We start from the raw sequence: 17,180 nt of genomic DNA, 5'->3' as shown, positions 1-17,180 counted from the left end.
TACGTAACGGAGCGTTCAGTTGGGGACACGACAGGGAAGCCGCCGTCCGACACAGGTCGAGATCGCGCGTCGTGCCGGGGTGTCGCAGGCGACGGTGTCGCTCGTCATCAACGGCCACGGCTCGCAGGTCTCGGCCGATCGCCGCGAGGCCGTGCTGGCCGTCATCGCGGAGCTCGGGTACACCGTGAACACCGCGGCGCGCAGCCTTCGCGGCAAAGGGAACCGCATCCTCGGCCTCTACACGTTCGAGCCGGTGTTCCCGGTGAGCGAGCGGGACTTCTACTTCCCGTTCCTCCAAGGGGTCGAGGCCGAGGCTGCGCTGCTGGGCTACGACATGCTGCTCTTCACGTCGGCCGGCGGATCGACGGAGCGCAGCATCTACGCCGGAGGGTCCAACCGCCTGCTCAAGTCGGACGGATGCGTCCTTCTCGGTCGCCACCTCGCGCGTGACGAGCTCGCGCGGCTCTCACGCGAGGACTTCCCCTACGTCTTCATCGGCCGACGCGAAGTCGAGGGGGTCCGCCTCTCGTACGTCGGTGCCGACTATGCGAACGCCACGAAGACGATGGTGCAGCGGCTCGCCGCGATGGGGCACAGCCGCATCTTGCTGGTGCGCCGCGCGGAGGGGGCGGAGCCCGGCCTCGACCGTGCCGCCGGTCATCGCGCAGGCCTCGAAGCAGCCGGCCTGCACTTCACGCCCGACCTGGTGCACCAGGTCGGAGACGGGTCCGAGATCGATGCCGAACTGCTGCGCTCGTGGACTCATGCCGGCATCACCGCGATCCTCGTAGAGCCGCGCGAGGCCGATGGCATCGGCCGCGCACTCGAGCTCGCCGCAGCGAGCGCCGGCATCCGCATCCCCACCGATCTGTCGGTGGCCTTCCTCGGTGAAGCGCCGGCGTCGACGCCCACGCGGATCTGGACCGGGCTCGCGCTGCCGCGGGCGGAGATGGGGCAGGAAGCCGTCCGGATGCTCATCACCCTCCTCGAGGACCGCGATGCCGGGCCGTTGCAGAAGCTCCTGCCCTGCGAGCCGGTCGACGGGAACTCGATCGCCCTCGCCTCGTCCGTCTCGGTGCACACGTGACCCGATACATGCTCAGGGCCGTGGGAAGCGGACTGTTCATCATCTGGGGCGCCGTCACGCTCGTGTTCATCATCGTCCGTATGGTGCCTGGCGACCAGGCGACGATCCTGCTCGGACCCGATGCGACCACCGAGGAAGTCGAGGCCCTGCGGGAGGAGCTCGGCCTGAACGCGCCGCTGCTGGTGCAGTACGGGCTGTATCTGGTCAATGTGCTGCAGCTCGACTTCGGCGACTCCTATCGCTTCGGCCAGCCTGCACTGGAGCTCGTCATGAGCCGGCTTCCGGCCACCATCGAGCTCACCCTCGCAGCGACCGCCATCGCGCTGTTCGGTCTCGTGCTGGGCGCGCTCGCCGGGTCTCGCCCCGGCTCACTGCGCGACCGGGGGATCTCCGGCCTCGCCCTCACGCTGCAGGCGATGCCGACGTTCTGGGTCGGCATCATGCTCATCCTGCTGTTCTCCCTCGAGCTGCAGGTGCTGCCGAGCTCGGGCACCGGCAGCTGGGCCCACCTCGTACTGCCGGCGGTGACGCTCGCCGCGCCTTTCATCGCGCTGCTCACCCGTATCGCGAGGAGCAGCGTGGTGGAGACGATGTCGGAGGGGTACGTGCAGACCGCTCGCTCCAAGGGGCTCTCCGAGCGTCGCGTGCTCACCGGTCACGTGATGCGCAACTCCTCGATCCCGATCGTCACGATCTTCGGCCTGCAGGTCGGCGCACTGCTCGGCGGTGCCGTCATCGTCGAGAACGTGTTCGCGTGGCCGGGACTGGGCACCCTCCTCGTGTCGGCCGTGTCGAATCGCGACTACGCGATCGTCCAGGCAGGGACTCTGGTCGCCGCGACGATCGTCGTGATCCTCAATCTCACCGTCGACCTGTTCTACGCGCAGCTCGACCCGCGGATCCGGCTGGTGCGCTCATGACCGCCATCTCACTGACCAGCGTCTTCGCGGGCCGCGGACGCCGACTGAGCGCGACCGCCGGCATGATTCCGCTCGCGATCATCGGCATGTACGTCCTCGTGGCCCTCATCGGACCGCTCGTGATCTCGTACGATCCCGTCTTCACCTCGGTCGGCGACCGTCTGCTGCCGCCCGGGTCTGTCGGGGCCGACGGCGCCTTCTACCCGCTCGGCACGGACGGTCTCGGCCGCGACATGGTCGGCCAGCTCGTGTACGGCACCCGCACCTCCCTCATCATCGGCACGTGCGTCGTCGTCATCTCAGGGTTCGTCGGCGTGCTGTTGGGCACCGTCGCCGGATACTTCAGCGGCTGGGTCGACGTCACGGTGTCGCGCCTGATCGACGTGCTGCTCGCGTTTCCCGGCATCCTGCTCGCCATCATCATCACGGGCGTCTTCGAGCGCAGCATGCTCGTCGTGATCATCGCCCTCTCTGTGGCGAACTGGATCGGCTTCGCGAGGCTCTCTCGCGGGCTCGGCCTCTCATTGCGCGAACGCCCCTGGGTCGATGCCGCACGGCTCATCGGAGTGCGCACGCCACTTCTCCTGGGCCGGCACATCGCACCGTTCGTCCTCGGCCCGATCGTCGCGCTCGCCACCACCGAGTTCGCCGGCGCGGTGCTCGCCGAAGCAGGGCTCAGCTTCCTGGGCCTGGGGCTGCCACCCTCCTCGGTGTCCTGGGGGCAGACCATCGCCGAAGGACGTACATACCTCGGCAGCGCCTGGTGGATCTCGACCTTTCCCGGCATCGCCCTGAGCGGACTCGTCATCTGCGCAGGGCTGCTCGGAGACCGGCTCACCGCTCGCTTCACCAGCGGTGATCACAGATGAACCCGACAACGAAGTCACGCAAGGAGAAGAAGAGAATGCACAGCACAAGAACCGCACTCTCCGTGGTGGGCGCGGCGATCGCCGTCCTCGCTCTCGCGGGGTGCACCACCACCACAACCACCGGGTCCCCCGACACATCGGAGGCGCCACTCGCCGAGGAACAGGAGCTCATCGTCGGCGTGCAGTTCCCGATCGAGGGCCTGGACCCGCACGGCGCCCTGTCGCAGGACGGCGGAACCGGCCTCGCGGCAGAGGCGATCTTCAGCAACCTGCTCAAGACGACAGGGGCAGGCGAGTTCGAGGGCGAACTCGCGGAGTCGTGGGAGTCCAACGAGGACGCGAGCGAATGGACGTTCACACTCCGCGACGACATCGTGTTCTCGGACGAGACGCCCGTGACGTCGGAGGACGTCGTGGCATCGTTCGAGCGGCTCCTGGCGCTTGCCGGGCCGCTCGCCGGCAACTTCAAGGACTACACGGTCGCGGCTCCGGATGAGACCACCGTCGTCTTCACTCCCCCGGCCTCGGACGCCGCGCTGCTCGGCAAGCTGGTCAACTTCGTCGTCACCCCCGCCGACGTCGACGAGGCGAGCTTCAGCGAGCCGGTCGGATCCGGAGCCTTCATGGTGGACGAGTTCGTGCCCGGATCGTCGCTCCGGCTCGTACCCAACCCGAACTACTGGGACGGGGTGCCGACCCTCGATTCGCTCGAGATGCGCACGATCCCCGAGCTTGCGGCGCGCATCACAGCGCTGCAGACCGGAGAGATCCAAGCCGCGTGGGGAATGCCAGACGATCAGGTCACCATGCTCCGTGAGGACAGCGGACTCGTCGTCGAGACCATCCCCAGCGCCGCGGTCCTCACGATGTGGATGAACAGCTCGACGCCGGCACTCGCCGACGCCGAGGTGCGCCGGGCCCTGTGGCAGGCGGTCGATTTCGAGACGATCATCGCCAGCCTCTTCCCCGAGACAGGCAGTCTCGCCGACTCGCCGGTGGCACCGAATGTCCTCGGCTACGCGCCGCAGGAGCCAGTTGGGTTCGACCCCGAGGCGGCGAAGGCCGCCCTGGACGAGGCCGGGTTCGACTACTCGACCGTCCTGCGCTTCCAGTACTCGCAGCCGCAGTTCGCCGAAGTCACGAAGGCCGTCGCCTCCGACCTCGCCGAGATCGGGGTGCAGGTCGAAGTGCTCGAGAAGGAGCAGGCGGTGTTCCTCGAGGACCTCCTCGCGCTGAACTGGGACATCAACATCCAGCAGCTCGGCTCGGCGGGCTTCGACGCCGCGACCAACCTCGGACGCCTGTACACCTGCGCCGCCAACCGCATGGGCTACTGCAACCCGGACCTCGACGAGCTCCTGGCCGCCGCAGGATCGACCGGTGATGTGGAGGAGCGCGAAGCGCTCTACGCCGACGCGATCGAGATCATCTGGAACGACGCCGTAGGCATGTACCCGATGTTCGTGGAGACGGCGTACGCGTGGCAGAGCAACGTGCAGGGTTTCGAGCCGGCGCCGGACGGCCGCGTCGACTTCTCCGGCGTCTCGATCGCAGCCGAGTAGGAACGGGGATCGTCGATGACAGATGCACGGAGCACAGAACCGCCGCTGCTGGAGGTCGAGAACCTGACGGTCGACGTCCCCGGAGCGGAAGGTCCCGTGCGCATCATCGACGACGTCTCGTTCTCGATGCAGGCGGGCACCACGACCGGTCTGATCGGGGAGTCCGGGAGCGGCAAGACGATGACGGCCATGGCCGTCCTCGGGCTGCTGCCTCCCGGCTCCACGACCGGCGGCCGCATCCGCTTCCGTGGTCGGGACCTGCTGACCATGAACGAGGACGAACGGCGCAAGGTCCGCGGTCGTGAGATCTCGATGATCTTCCAGGACCCCCTCGCCGCCCTGAATCCGACGCAGCGCATCGGCAAGCAGGTGGGCGAGATCCTGCGTGCGAACGGGTCGAGCCGCACCGAGGCCCAGCGCACCGCGGTCGCGTTGCTCGACCGGGCGGGGATCCCCGATCCCGCCGCTCGCGCGAACGACTACCCCCACCAGTTCTCGGGCGGCATGCGCCAGCGGGCGATGGTCGCGCTCGCACTCGCCGGCACACCGCAGCTGATCCTCGCGGACGAGCCGACGACCGCACTCGACGTCACGGTGCAGGCGCGCATCCTCGACCTGCTGCGCTCGCTGCGGGACAACGAGGGGACTGCGATGCTCCTGGTCAGTCACGATCTGCGCGTCATGGCGCACGTCGCGGACCACCTCGTCGTGATGTATGCCGGCAGGGTGGCCGAGCGTGGCCCGGCGCGCGAGCTCCTGCGGCGGCCGCGGCATCCCTATACCCGCGCCCTCGTGCGCAGCGTTCCCTCTGTCAGCGCGAAGAGCGCGATCGCCGACCCGCTTCCCGGTGCACCCGCCAATCCGCGCGCTCGTCCCACCGGCTGCGCCTTCCACCCCCGATGCCCCATGGCACGCGACATCTGCCGCGACGTGGACCCGACGCTGATCGAAGTCGGTCCCGGCCGCCGCAGCGCGTGTCACTTCGCCGAGGAGGTCCCGGTATGAACGGCGATCTGCTCGAGGTCCGCGACCTCGTCGTCGACTTCAGCCGCAAACGTCGCGAGAAGCCTGGTATGCCGCCTGCTCGCCGGGCGGTCGATGACGTCTCGTTCACCCTCAGCGAGAACGAGACTCTCGCACTGGTCGGCGAGTCCGGTTCGGGAAAGACGACCGTCGCCCGCTGCGTCGTGGGCCTGCAGCGCCCGCAAGAGGGCACGATGACGTTCGGCGGCGCGACGCTCGACGTGGTCTCGCGCCGCCCCGCCGCACTCAAGCGCGAGCTTCAGATGGTGTTCCAAGACCCGCGCTCCTCGTTGAACCCCCGGATGAGCGTGCGCGCGATCATCAACGAGGTGTGGCGCACGAACCGCTCGATCGCACCCGCTCGAGATCGCGAGAAGGCCCTCGCCGCGCTGCTGGACGATGTCGGTCTCGACTCAGGCGTCGCCGACCGCCGGCCCTCCGCGCTGTCGGGCGGACAGTGCCAGCGGGTCAGTATCGCTCGGGCCCTTGCGATGAAGCCGCGCCTGCTCGTGTGCGACGAGGCGGTCTCAGCCCTCGACGTCTCGGTGCAGGCTCAGATCCTGCGTCTGCTGGTGGATCTCAAGCAGGAGCACGGGCTGTCGATGCTGTTCATCTCGCACGACCTCGGCGTCGTGCGGCAGATCGCGGACCGCGTCGTGGTCATGCGCCACGGCGAGCTGGTCGAATCCGGCGACGCCGCGCAGATCTTCGGCGCACCGCAGCACGAGTACACGCGGAACCTCCTGGCCGCCGCGCTGGATCCGTCCGGCGCGGAGGCATCAGCGGATGCCGCGACATGAGCACAATGAAAGGGAGAGCGTTGGCTGAAGTCGGGGTCGAGACGTGCGACGTGATGATCGTCGGAGGAGGGCTCGGAGGGGTGGCGGCGGGCTTGAGCGCCGTGCGCAGCGGGCTTCGTGTGATCATCAGCGAAGAGACCGACTGGGTCGGCGGTCAGCTGACCAGTCAGGGGGTGCCCCCGGACGAGCATCCGTGGATCGAGCGATTCGGGGCTACGCGCACGTACCGCGCCCTGCGTGACAGCATCCGCGAGCACTATCGGCGCTGGTATCCGCTCACGGCCGAGGCGATGGGCGACCCCGAGCTCAATCCCGGCCGCGGGCGGGTCAGCCGGCTCTGTCACGAACCGCGGGTCGCGGCATCCGTCCTCGAGTCCCTGCTCTCGCCCTACCTCACGTCCGGGCGGCTGCGCATCCTGTACAACCACGTCCCGGTGGCCGCCGACACCGACGGAGATGAGGTCACCGCCGTCACCCTGAGCGGTCCCCGCGGCGACGTCACGGTCACGGCGCGGTACTTCCTGGACGCGACCGAACTGGGCGACCTGCTTCCCCTCACGGGCACGGAGTTCGTCACGGGATTCGAGTCGCGTGCAGAGACGGGCGAGCCGAGCGCGTCCGACGAGTCACAGCCCGACAACATGCAGGCGTTCTCGTGGGTGTTCGCGCTCGAGTACCGCGAGGGCGAGGACCATACGATCGAGCGACCCGCCTGCTACGACTACTGGCGCTCGTATCGCCCCGACTACTGGCCGGGTCCACTGCTCGGTCTCACCGCGCCGGACCCGCGCACGCTCGAGCCGCTGGAGCGGCGCTTCGTGCCGCACGAGAAGGCCGCCGAGGTGGTCGCCGATCAGAGCGTCGATCCCGGTGACCGCGAACTGTGGGCCTTCCGCCGCATCGTCTCTCGCGATGTCTTCGAGCCCGGGTTCTGCGACAGCGAGGTGACGATCGTCAACTGGCCGATGATCGACTACCTGGACGGAAGCCTCATCGGGGTGAGCGACGACGAGAAGCAGCGCCACCTCGACGGCAGCCGCGAGCTTGCCAGGAGCATGCTCTATTGGCTGCAGACCGAAGTGCCGCGTCCCGATGGCGGCCGCGGCTGGCCGGGGCTGCGGCTGCGACCTGACGTCATGGGCACGCCGGACGGCTTCGCGAAGGCGCCGTACATCCGGGAGTCCCGCCGGATCCGCGCCGAGTACACGGTCGTCGAGCAGGACCTCTCGTTCGCGGTCCGGGGCGACGCGGGTTCCGTCGACTACGCCGACAGCGTGGGCATCGGCATGTACCGCATCGATCTGCACCCCTCCACCGGGGGCGACAACTACATCGACGTCGCGAGCTGCCCGTTCCAGATCCCTCTCGGAGCGCTCATCCCCCAGCGGGTGACCAACCTGCTTCCCGCCGGCAAGAACATCGGCACGACCCACATCACCAACGGCTGCTTCCGCCTTCACCCGGTGGAGTGGAACGTCGGCGAGGTGGCGGGCCTTCTCGCGGCCCACTGCCTCGAACGCGGCCTCACGCCTTCCGGCGTGCGCAACGACGACGGGGAGCTCGCGGACTTCCAGGCGCGGCTCGTCGCGGCGGGCATCGAGCTCGCGTGGCCCGATCTGCCGGAAGTGCGCCCCTACTGATGAACGGCGTCGAACTGCTCGATGGCCTGGTCGTCCCGCTCGTGACGGGCCTGGACGAGAACGGCATGCCGGATGCCTCGGCCAGCACGCGGCTGCTGGACGCGATGGCCCGCACCGGCGTCACGAAGCTCATGCTGCTCGGGAGCAACGGCGAGGGGCCGCTGCTCGCCACGAGCAGCCTGTCGCCCTACGTCGCCGAGATGGTCGCCGCCTGGCGCGAACGCGTGCCGGCCGGGGTGGTCGTCGTCAATGCGACGGCGCCCGCGACGACGGAGGCGCTGGAGCGCGGCACGATCGCGGTCGATGCGGGGGCGGACGCCGCCGCCCTGTGTCCTCCCTTCTACTTCCGGCATCGGGACGACGAGATCCTCGACCACTACCGTCGGTTCGAGAGGCTCGGCATCCCGGTCATCGTCTACAACCTCCCCCGCTACACGAACGAGATGAGCCCGGCTGTCATCGAGCAACTTCCGGCCCTTGCGCACGTCGTCGGGGTGAAGGACAGCTCCGGCGATCTCGAGACGCTCACGCGGTTCCTGGCCCTCAAGGAGTCGCGTCCCGACTTCGGCGTCAGTCAGGGCGGCGAGACCGCACTCGTGGCGGGACTGCGTCTCGGCGCCGACGGCATCGTGCCCGGCACCGGGAACGTCGCGCCTGCACTGGCGCTCCGGATCGTCGCCGCCCTCCGCACGGGCGACGACGCCGCCGCCGACGAGGCGCAGCGGATCACGACGGCGCTCACCGGGCTGCACGGCATCCGGCCCGGTGTGCCCGCGGTGAAGGCGATCCTCGACCTCCTCGGCCTGCTGCCGCCCCACGTTGCCCCGCCGCTGGCGGCGTGCACGGCATCCGAGAGGAGTGCGCTCGAAGCGTTCATCGCGCCGCACCGCTCGGTTCTCCTCGACGGCGGCGGAACGCCCTCATGACGGCTCCGAACATCGTCGTCATCCTCGCCGACGACCTCGGATTCTCGGATGCCGGGGCGTTCGGTGGCGAGATCGAGACCCCGAACCTGGATCGGCTCGCTGCGACGGGGGTGCGCATGAGCGCGTTCTACGCGACTCCCCGCTGCAGCCCGTCGCGCGCGGCGCTGCTGACGGGCCGCGAGTCCCACTCGGTCGGTATCGGCATCCTCACCACGGACGACCGTCCCCACGGGTACGCGGGATCACTCAGCGTCGACGCGCCGACGATCGCCGAACGGCTGAAGGCTCGGGGATACGCCACAGCCCTGGTCGGGAAGTGGCATCTGTCCTCCGACATCTCGGCGCCGAACGAGACGTGGCCGACCCATCGCGGATTCGACGAGTTCTACGGCATCCTCCCCGGCGCATCCAGCTACTACCGGCCTCGGCTGTACGACGGGGAGCGGAGGCTGGACGAAGAGACGACGGCGGACTACTACCTCACCGACGACCTCTCCCACCGTGCCGCGGATTTCGTCGCGCGATCGGCGCAGCGGGGGACGCCGTTCTTCCTGTACCTCTCTTACACGGCACCGCACTGGCCGCTGCACGCGCCCGAGGCGGATGTCGCGAGGTACCGAGAGCGGTACCGGGGCGGCTGGGATCGGCTGCGAGAAGAGCGGGCGGAGCGGCTTCACGAGCTCGGGATCGCGCCCCTTGCCGAATCCACCTACGATCCGGACGTGCCGCGGTGGACGGATGCTGCGGACCCCGAGTGGGAGAGCGAACGCATGGCCGTCTATGCGGCCCAGGTCGAGATCATGGACCGCGGCATCGGCACCCTGATCGCGGCGCTCGACGCCCATGGCGTGCACGACGACACGCTGATCGTCTTCTGCTCCGACAACGGAGCCTGTGCCGAAGAGCTTCCGTTCTCGGAGCGCCGCATGAACCCCGACATCTGCCCGCCGTTCACGCGCGACGGCGTCGAGGTCATGGTCGGGAACGAGCCGGGCATCCGCCCGGGCCCGGAAGCGGGCTATTCCAGCTACGGACGGCCGTGGGCGCATCTGTCGAACGCTCCGTTCCGGCTCTACAAGCGCTGGGTGCACGAGGGCGGTATCGCGTCCCCGTTCATCGCCCACTGGCCCGGCGGCGGCATCGCCGGCGGCGAGATCGCGCACGCACCCGCGCACATCGTCGACATCGTTCCCAGCATCCTCGATGCCGTCGACGAACCGGGCGACGGCCCCGGGGTGAGTCTCCTCGAGCGGTGGCGGCAGCCCGGGTCCGGGGACGCTCCGGCGGAGCGCACCCTCTGCTGGGAGCACATGGGCAACGCCGCCGCGCGCCGCGGGCGCTTCAAGCTCGTCCGTGAGTCCGGCCGGCCCTGGGAGCTGTACGACCTCGAGGCCGATCGCGGCGAGACGGCCGACGTCGCTGCCGAGCACCCCGACGTCGTCGCCGATCTTGAGGCCGCGTGGCAGCGGTGGGCGGAAGCGAACGGGGTGATCCCCTGGGAGCGCGTGCTCGAGGACTTCCGGCAGCGGGGTCGGGCGGTGCCTCAGTGAGCGGCGCGTCCGTGCACGTCCTCGTGCTCCCAGGCGGCAGTTATGCGACACACGCGGAGCGCTCGTCGGAGCCGATCGTCGATTGGCTGGCGTCGATCGGGCTGTCGGCATCCGTCTTCCGCTACCCGCTGATGACGCGGCATCCGGGTCCTCTGCTCGCGATTCGGGCAGAGATCGGAAGCCGTCGCGCGGCCGGTGTGGACACCGTGGGCTTGATGGGGTTCTCGGCAGGCGGGCACGCGGCGGGACTCGCCGCCTACGCACCGCACGGCGAGCGCGACGAGGTGCCCGACTTCGTGGCGCTCGCGTACCCCGTCGTGTCCATGGAGCTCGGCTCGCACGGTGCATCACGCATCAATCTGCTCGGCGAGGACGCCGACGCCGCGCTGCGGGTAGCGACGTCGCTGGACCGTCTGGTGTCCCCCGACGCGCCGCCTTCGTTCTTCTGGCATACCGTGGGCGACACCGTCGTGCCTGTCGAGCATGCCTACCTGCTCGGCTCGGCACTCGCGCGCTCGGGTGTTCCGCACGAGGCGCACATCTTCGAGCGGGGCAATCATGCGCTCGGACTCGCCCGCGAAGCCGGCCCCGCCTCGGCCTGGACGACCCTGTGCCGATCGTGGCTGCGGTCCTACGGATGGGCGCCGTAGCACCGGCACGTACGGCCCCGCCGGGCAGCACTGACTGGCGACGGGCTTGCGGTTACGCGGCTTCGGCATGGCTCTGACATTCGATGCAGGCGGCCGCGTACGGGAGTACCTCGAGCCGCGCGGACGCGATCTGCCGACCGCACCGGGTGCAGCGGCCGTACGTGCCCTGGGCGATCCGATTCAGCGCCGCGGTGATCTGCTCGATCGCGACCCGGTGGGATGCCGTCGCCTGGCAAGCAGCAGGGTCGACGCTCGGCAGCGCGAATGGTGCGAGTTCCTGGATGAGGGCCAGCCGTTCCTCGAGCTGCCGCTCGAGCTCGCGCTGGACGCCGGCAACAGGAACGGACTCGGTGACTTCGATGGACATTTGTGCTCCTCGGGTAGAAAAAAGCGCCGCATGTGCGACGCGCGGGGTGTCCGGTTCGGACCGATCGAGGTGATCGGTACTACGGGGGCGCGACGCGACGGGTGGGCTGCGGGCGCAGTCCATCCGCGCCGCTCAGCCGGGGCGGCAGCACCTCGTGGCGAGCACCCGCGATATCGACCACGGCCGTCACCACGGAGGCGTCGGCGAGACGCTCCATGCGGTGCGGGCGGGCCATCGTGGTCATGGCCATCACCATAGCCCGGTTCCAGAAAAAGGCAAGTCAGCGGCTTTTTCCCTGGCGCGAGTCGGCGAGTTGGCTTTCCTGAGAAGGCGGCTATGGTCGAGGGTTCACCCGCCAGCCGACCAGGGGAAGCGAGTCGTCATGTCAGGCAGATCACCAAGAGCACGCGGCGCGAAGAAGGTCGCTCAGTCATCACTCAAGGAGAAGCGCGCCGAGAAGCGCGCGAGCGCGGAGTCAAGAGCGTTCATCAAGCCACGCAAAGGCGCGTCCGGTTGACGAACGGCGCGGCAGCCGGACCCTCCCGCCGACGACCTACGCGGAGCCACGCGCCGACATGACCCGGGCGAGGAGCGAATTCATCCCGGCGGCTGCACCGCGGTCGGCTGGTCGAACGGATCGAAGTAGGCGACTCTCTCGGCATCGATGGCATTCAGCGACGCACGACGTCTCCCGAACCCGACACACGCACATCGGTACTCGGATCCCCGGAGTACGAGACCTGACCGCTGCCCGAGAGGTCGACGGAGAGACTGACGGTCGCCGAGACGTCGACTTCGCCCGATCCGGAGAGGGTGACGACGGCATCCTCCGCCTCGAGCTGTTCGGCGTCGACGTGGCCGCTGCCCTCGAGGTCGACTGACAGCTCGGCGGCCGAGCCCACCAGGGCGACGTCTCCCGAGCCCGAGAGACGCACCTCGACGCGATCGGCCTCCAGGCCCGACCAGTCGACGTCACCGGACCCGTCGAGGTCGAGCTGCACGGTGCCGTCCGCCGAGACCGTCGCTTCGACATCGCCTGAGCCGTTCAGCTCCACCAGCTCCAGCCGCGGCACGGTCAGCTCGTACCGCACGTCGCCGAACCCCATCGTGAAGCCGGGTTCGGCGGCCAGCACGAGCGTGTCGCCGTTCACCTCGGACGTGAGACGCTCGATCACCCCCTCCGGCGCGTGCACCGTGAGTGCCGGCTCTCCCTCCGACACGACGAGATCACCTGATGTGTCGAGGATCACGTGCGACACCTCGCCGATGTCCCGCTCCTCGCTGGTCTGTGGCCCGACGGGGATCGTCAGCGAGCACCCCGAGAGCAGGAGCACCGACGCCGTGATCATCACGACGTTCGGCAGCCGGCATCCGATCGAGTTCATCGGTGACTCCTTCCTTCCCACGAGCATGCGCCATTCAAGCCCTCGCCGCGCGGGTGCCACGGACCGAAGGTCCCGTCACCTGGCTGAATCGCTCTGGCCGCGAACGTGCTCAACGTCCCCGACAGCCTCGACAACGAGCGGGTGCGAGCTGGGCGACGAGTGCGCGTCCGGCTCTACCACCACCACGACCGCCCGTGCAGCATGTCACCGAAGTCCTCGGGCGACCCGCGCCCGGTGTGCCGCGAGCCGAGGTAGCTGTCCACGACGGCCCGCCCGAGGTCGTCGAGCTCGGGGGCGACGACCTGCCCACCGGCTCGCCGCGCGAGGGCGTCGATGAATCGGGCGAGACTGGGGTCCTCGCCGAGCCGCAAGAACGTCGTCTGGGCTCCGAGCCGCTGCACGGTGTCGAGCTCGCGCACCGTGACCGCCACCGTGCGGGCATCCGGCGGGTAGGCGAAGTGCACGCGACCATCCGGCCGCAGGTGGGCCGTCGGCTCGCCGTCGGTGACGATGAGCAGCACGGGCTGCGCGGTCGGGTGGCGACGGAAATGCCGCTGGGCCAGCAGCAGCGCGTGCTGCAGATTCGTGCCCTTGTCCCACTCGGCGTCCTTGGCGGTCAGTCGTTCGATGTCGATCACCTCGGCGTGGCGGGCGAACGCGATCAACTGAAGGCTGTCACCGCGGAAGCGCGTCGAGATGAGGTGGTGCAAGGCGAGCGCGGTGCGCTTCATCGGAACCCAGCGGCCGTCCAGCGCCATGGAGAACGACGTGTCGACGAGGAGGGCGACCGCGGCCTGCGTGCGCTGCTCGGTCTCGACGACCTCGACGTCGCGCGTGTCGAGTCGCACGCCAGCCGAGGCGTCGGCGCCTTCGAGCACCGTCCGCAGCACCGCGTTCGACACCGTGCGCGGGATGTCCCACGGCTCGGTGTCACCGAACGCCCACTCCCGCGTCGAACCGGTGCGGTCGCCGGCGGCGCCAGCATGGCGCGTCTCACGGCGGCCGGTGCGACCCGACTGGCGCGTCGCGAAGTCGCGGAGCAGCGCCCGTCCCAGCTGGCGCATCGCCCGCGGGGTCAGCCGCAACTGTCCGTCGGACGCGCGCTGCAGCATCCCGGTGTCCCTCAGCTCCTGCTCGAGCTCGCGCAGGGTGCGGGCGCTGACGGCGGCGTCCTCGCCGATCAGGCGCTCGAGCGCATCGAGGTCGATGTCGTCCATGCGCGCGCCCGGGTATGTCTGGCTGAGCTGGTCGGTCAGCGCGTCGAGATCGGAGAGGTCCTGCATGATGCCGGTCGCCTCACCGAGACCGGTCGGCTGATCACCGGAGAAGGATGCCGAGCCCGTCCAGTCCTCGCCGGGCCGGAGCGAGCGCAGATTGTCGTCGAGGCGCGACAGCGACTGCATGAGGTCGGGCGACCCGAACGCCTGGGCGGCCAGGCCCATGAGCTCGTCCCGCTGCTCCGGGGTCATGGAGTTGAGCATCCGCTGCGCCGCCGCAGAACGCTCGGCGATCGTGTCGAGGAGCTCGTCGAGGTTCTGCGGATTCTCCGGGAACTGATCCCCGTGCCTGCGCAAGAACTCGTCGAAGTCCTCCTGCGTGTCGTCGCCCAGCCGCCGCTTCTCGAGCAGGTCGTTGAGGTCGTTCAGCATGTCGCGGATCGCCTGGCGGTCGGCATCCGTCGCGTTCTCGAGCGCGTTCTTCATGCCGGCGAATCGCTGGTCCAGGATCTCCCGGCCGAGCAGTTCGCGGATGCGGTCGTAGTCCGCACGTGCGCTCGGGCTCTGCCAGTCGTAGTCGGCGAGCTCGTTGACGGCCGCGGCTGTGCTGGGCGGCAGATTCTCGAGGCGCATCTCGGCGAAGGAACGGGTGTCGTCGTCGAGCTGGACGTCGCGCACGAGGTGCTTGCGCTCCTCGAGAACGGCGCGGTCCAGCAGCCTGCGGATCTCTTCGAGCGTGCCGTCGAGCCGGTGCCGCCCCACCAGCTCGGCCCGGCGCTCGCGCACACGCCGAGCCAGGTCGTCGAGCCCCTCCCGGTTGCGGTCTCCGCGCCGCAGGTACTCGCGCATCGCCCGCTCGGCCGAGGTCCCCGCCATCACGTCCTGCCCGATCGCCTCGAGCGCCGACTGCACCTCGACCGGCGGCGCGAGCGGATCGCCGCCGCTGTACCGTCCGTACCGCGCCGTGTGCGCCGGCGTGCGGTGGAAGCTCCGCGGCATTTACGTGCCTCTGCTCGGGCGCGTCGTTGGTACGAGGCGTTTCGTCTCGCTCGTACCTCGCTCGAACCGGCACTTCGCCCCCCGGTCGTTGAGCGGAGGGCGCTCCGGCGCCCGAAGACGAAACGCGTCGGGATTGCCGTCTACGCCAGCTACGAGGCGTTTCGCCTCGCTCGTACCTCGCTCGCTCAACGACCGGTGAGTAAGGAACCGGTACTTCGACCGCCGGTCGTTGAGCGGAGGGCGCTCTAGCGCCCGAAGACGAAACGCGTCGGGATTGCCGTCTACGCCAGCTACGAGGCGTTTCGTCTCGCTCGTACCTCGCTCGCTCAACGACCGGCAGTGCTCATCCATAGACGGTCTCCCCGTCCGCGCTGTCCTTGCCGATGCGCTTCTCGAGGTAGAGCGACTCGAGGAGCAGTTCGAGCGCACCGGCACGCTCCCCCGGCGTCACGGCCTCGAGTCGCTGGGCCACCTGGTCGTACAGGTCGGACTCGCCGAGCACCGGCATCGCCGCGAGGACGTCGGCCGCTGTCACCTGTTCGCCGGTCATGACGGTCGCGCCGTCGTGGAGGGCATCGGCGAGCACGCGGGCGTCGAGCCCGCGGAGGTGCGCCCGGGCGGTCTCGGCGACCGCGGTGCGCAGCAGATGCTCGAGGATCGCGCGCTCCCGCCCCTCCTCCCCCGTCTCGAACTCGATCTTGCCGCCGAGCACATCGACGGCGGTCTCGAGGTCCACCGGGCGGGCGACGGCGACCTCCTCTCGCTGCCGCGTCGCGCGATGCAGGGCCGCCGCAGCGATCGTCTCGGCACCGGCGATCGCGAACCTCGCCGATACCCCGGCGCGCTGGTCGACGGCATCCGACTCCCGCAGGTTGCGGGTGAATCGCGCGAGCACCTCGAGGAGGTGGGCGGGCACCTCGGCGACCAGGTCGGCCTCCTGGCGGATGACGGCGATCTCCTCGTCGATCGTCTGCGGGTAGTGGGTGCGGATCTCGGCGCCGAAGCGGTCCTGCAGCGGCGTGATGATCCGGCCGCGATTCGTGTAGTCCTCGGGATTCGCGGTCGCGACCACGAGCACGTCGAGGTCGAGGCGCAGCACATACCCGCGGATCTGGATGTCGCGTTCCTCCATGACGTTGAGCAGCGACACCTGGATGCGCTCCGCCAGGTCGGGCAGCTCGTTGATCGCGACGATGCCGCCGTTGCTGCGCGGCACGAGCCCGTAGTGGATCGTCTCGGGGTCGCCGAGCGAGCGACCCTCCGCCACCTTGATCGGGTCGACGTCGCCGATGAGGTCGGCCACCGACGTGTCGGGGGTGGCGAGCTTCTCGGCGTACCGCTCGCTGCGGTGGCGCCACGCGACGGGAAGGTCATCACCCCGTTCGCCGGCTCGGCGGACGGATGCCGGCGTGATCGGGTGCAACGGATGCTCACCGAGCTCCGACCCCTCGATGACCGGAGACCACTCGTCGAGCAGCCCCACGAGGCTGCGCAGCAGTCGCGTCTTGCCCTGCCCGCGCTCGCCCAGCAGCACGATGTCGTGGCCGGCCAGGAGGGCGCGCTCGAGCTGCGGGATCACGGTCGTGTCGAAGCCGTGGATGCCGGGCCACGGGTCGCGACCGTTCGCGAGTGCGTCGAGGAGGTTCTCGCGCAGTTCGACCCGCACCGGCCGATAGGTGTGACCCGATGCGCGCAACTGCCCGGCCGTCGCGATTCCGGAAGGCGATGGTGTCATGACGAGAGGGTAGGACTGCCCCGGGGGTGCGAGGGCCGGATCGGCGAAATTCCTCGGCGCCCGATGAGCGTTCTCGGCGACGCGCGTCGGCTCAGGCCCGCGTCGAAGTACCGGTTCCTTACCCCCCGGTCGTTGAGCGAGCGAGGAACGAGCACGACGAAACGCCCCGAACCCGGCGCAGACCGCACTCCGACGCGTTTCGTCTGCGGGCGCCAGAGCGCCCTCCGCTCAACGACCGGTTCCTCGCTCCGGTCGTTGAGCGAGCGAGGAACGAGCACGACGAAACGCGCCGAACCGGCGTCGACCGCACTCCGACGCGTTTCGTCTGCGGGCGCCAGAGCGCCCTCCGCTCAACGACCGGTTCCTCGCTCCGGTCGTTGAGCGAGCGAGGAACGAGCGAGACGAAACGCGCCGAACCGGCGTCGACCGCACTCCGACGCGTTTCGTCTG

General features: G+C 69.5%; 15 protein-coding genes. 10 read left to right on the top strand and 5 right to left on the bottom strand.

The window, feature by feature from the left end:
• Positions 1-19: 19 nt before the first annotated feature.
• Genes MRBLWS13_RS17095 through MRBLWS13_RS17050 form a run of 10 tightly spaced genes read left to right on the top strand, consistent with a single transcriptional unit; the run spans position 20 to position 11,027 of the window.
• Complete coding sequence (locus MRBLWS13_RS17095; RefSeq protein ID WP_349426521.1) at positions 20-1,087, top strand: LacI family DNA-binding transcriptional regulator; 1,068 nt, start codon at positions 20-22, stop codon at positions 1,085-1,087.
• Entirely contained in the window at positions 1,084-2,007 is a 924-nt protein-coding gene (locus MRBLWS13_RS17090; protein WP_349426520.1) for an ABC transporter permease, read from the top strand. The genes MRBLWS13_RS17095 and MRBLWS13_RS17090 overlap by 4 nt, the downstream gene beginning before the upstream one ends.
• On the top strand, positions 2,004-2,876 hold the full coding sequence (locus MRBLWS13_RS17085) for an ABC transporter permease (RefSeq protein WP_349426519.1): 873 nt from the start codon (positions 2,004-2,006) through the stop codon (positions 2,874-2,876). Before MRBLWS13_RS17090 ends, MRBLWS13_RS17085 begins: the two co-directional genes overlap by 4 nt.
• Positions 2,877-2,911: 35 nt before the next feature.
• Positions 2,912-4,438, top strand: coding sequence for an ABC transporter substrate-binding protein (locus MRBLWS13_RS17080; protein WP_349426518.1), 1,527 nt, complete (start codon positions 2,912-2,914; stop codon positions 4,436-4,438).
• Between the two features lie 15 nt (positions 4,439-4,453).
• Positions 4,454-5,443 carry an ABC transporter ATP-binding protein gene (locus MRBLWS13_RS17075; protein ID WP_349426517.1) on the top strand — a complete coding sequence of 330 codons (990 nt, stop codon included), beginning with the start codon at positions 4,454-4,456 and terminating at the stop codon, positions 5,441-5,443.
• Positions 5,440-6,261 (top strand): ATP-binding cassette domain-containing protein, encoded by an 822-nt coding sequence (locus MRBLWS13_RS17070; RefSeq protein WP_349426516.1) that lies wholly within the window; start codon positions 5,440-5,442, stop codon positions 6,259-6,261. The genes MRBLWS13_RS17075 and MRBLWS13_RS17070 overlap by 4 nt, the downstream gene beginning before the upstream one ends.
• Before the next feature lie 20 nt (positions 6,262-6,281).
• Positions 6,282-7,901: an FAD-dependent oxidoreductase gene (locus MRBLWS13_RS17065; RefSeq protein ID WP_349426515.1), complete on the top strand. Its 1,620-nt coding sequence runs from the start codon at positions 6,282-6,284 to the stop codon at positions 7,899-7,901.
• Entirely contained in the window at positions 7,901-8,827 is a 927-nt protein-coding gene (locus tag MRBLWS13_RS17060; RefSeq protein ID WP_349426514.1) for a dihydrodipicolinate synthase family protein, read from the top strand. The genes MRBLWS13_RS17065 and MRBLWS13_RS17060 overlap by 1 nt, the downstream gene beginning before the upstream one ends.
• Entirely contained in the window at positions 8,824-10,377 is a 1,554-nt protein-coding gene (locus MRBLWS13_RS17055; protein ID WP_349426513.1) for an arylsulfatase, read from the top strand. Before MRBLWS13_RS17060 ends, MRBLWS13_RS17055 begins: the two co-directional genes overlap by 4 nt.
• On the top strand, positions 10,374-11,027 hold the full coding sequence (locus MRBLWS13_RS17050) for a prolyl oligopeptidase family serine peptidase (protein WP_349426512.1): 654 nt from the start codon (positions 10,374-10,376) through the stop codon (positions 11,025-11,027). The genes MRBLWS13_RS17055 and MRBLWS13_RS17050 overlap by 4 nt, the downstream gene beginning before the upstream one ends.
• 52 nt (positions 11,028-11,079) lie before the next feature.
• Here the strand turns inward: MRBLWS13_RS17050 and MRBLWS13_RS17045 are convergent, their stop codons facing one another.
• From MRBLWS13_RS17045 to MRBLWS13_RS17025, 5 genes are all read right to left on the bottom strand, one after another.
• Positions 11,080-11,394 (bottom strand): TraR/DksA C4-type zinc finger protein, encoded by a 315-nt coding sequence (locus MRBLWS13_RS17045; RefSeq protein WP_349426511.1) that lies wholly within the window; start codon positions 11,392-11,394, stop codon positions 11,080-11,082.
• A 79-nt stretch (positions 11,395-11,473) separates the two neighbouring features.
• Positions 11,474-11,638 (bottom strand): hypothetical protein, encoded by a 165-nt coding sequence (locus MRBLWS13_RS17040; RefSeq protein WP_349426510.1) that lies wholly within the window; start codon positions 11,636-11,638, stop codon positions 11,474-11,476.
• Between the two features lie 427 nt (positions 11,639-12,065).
• Positions 12,066-12,779: a head GIN domain-containing protein gene (locus tag MRBLWS13_RS17035; RefSeq protein ID WP_349426509.1), complete on the bottom strand. Its 714-nt coding sequence runs from the start codon at positions 12,777-12,779 to the stop codon at positions 12,066-12,068.
• A gap of 173 nt (positions 12,780-12,952) precedes the next feature.
• Complete coding sequence (locus MRBLWS13_RS17030) at positions 12,953-14,995, bottom strand: VWA domain-containing protein (RefSeq protein WP_349426508.1); 2,043 nt, start codon at positions 14,993-14,995, stop codon at positions 12,953-12,955.
• Between the two features lie 343 nt (positions 14,996-15,338).
• Positions 15,339-16,730 (bottom strand): AAA family ATPase, encoded by a 1,392-nt coding sequence (locus MRBLWS13_RS17025; protein ID WP_349426507.1) that lies wholly within the window; start codon positions 16,728-16,730, stop codon positions 15,339-15,341.
• Positions 16,731-17,180: the final 450 nt, after the last annotated feature.

The organism is Microbacterium sp. LWS13-1.2, assembly GCF_040144835.1.
Taxonomy (GTDB): Bacteria; Actinomycetota; Actinomycetes; order Actinomycetales; family Microbacteriaceae; genus Microbacterium.
This window is presented reverse-complemented; position numbering and strand designations above follow the sequence as displayed.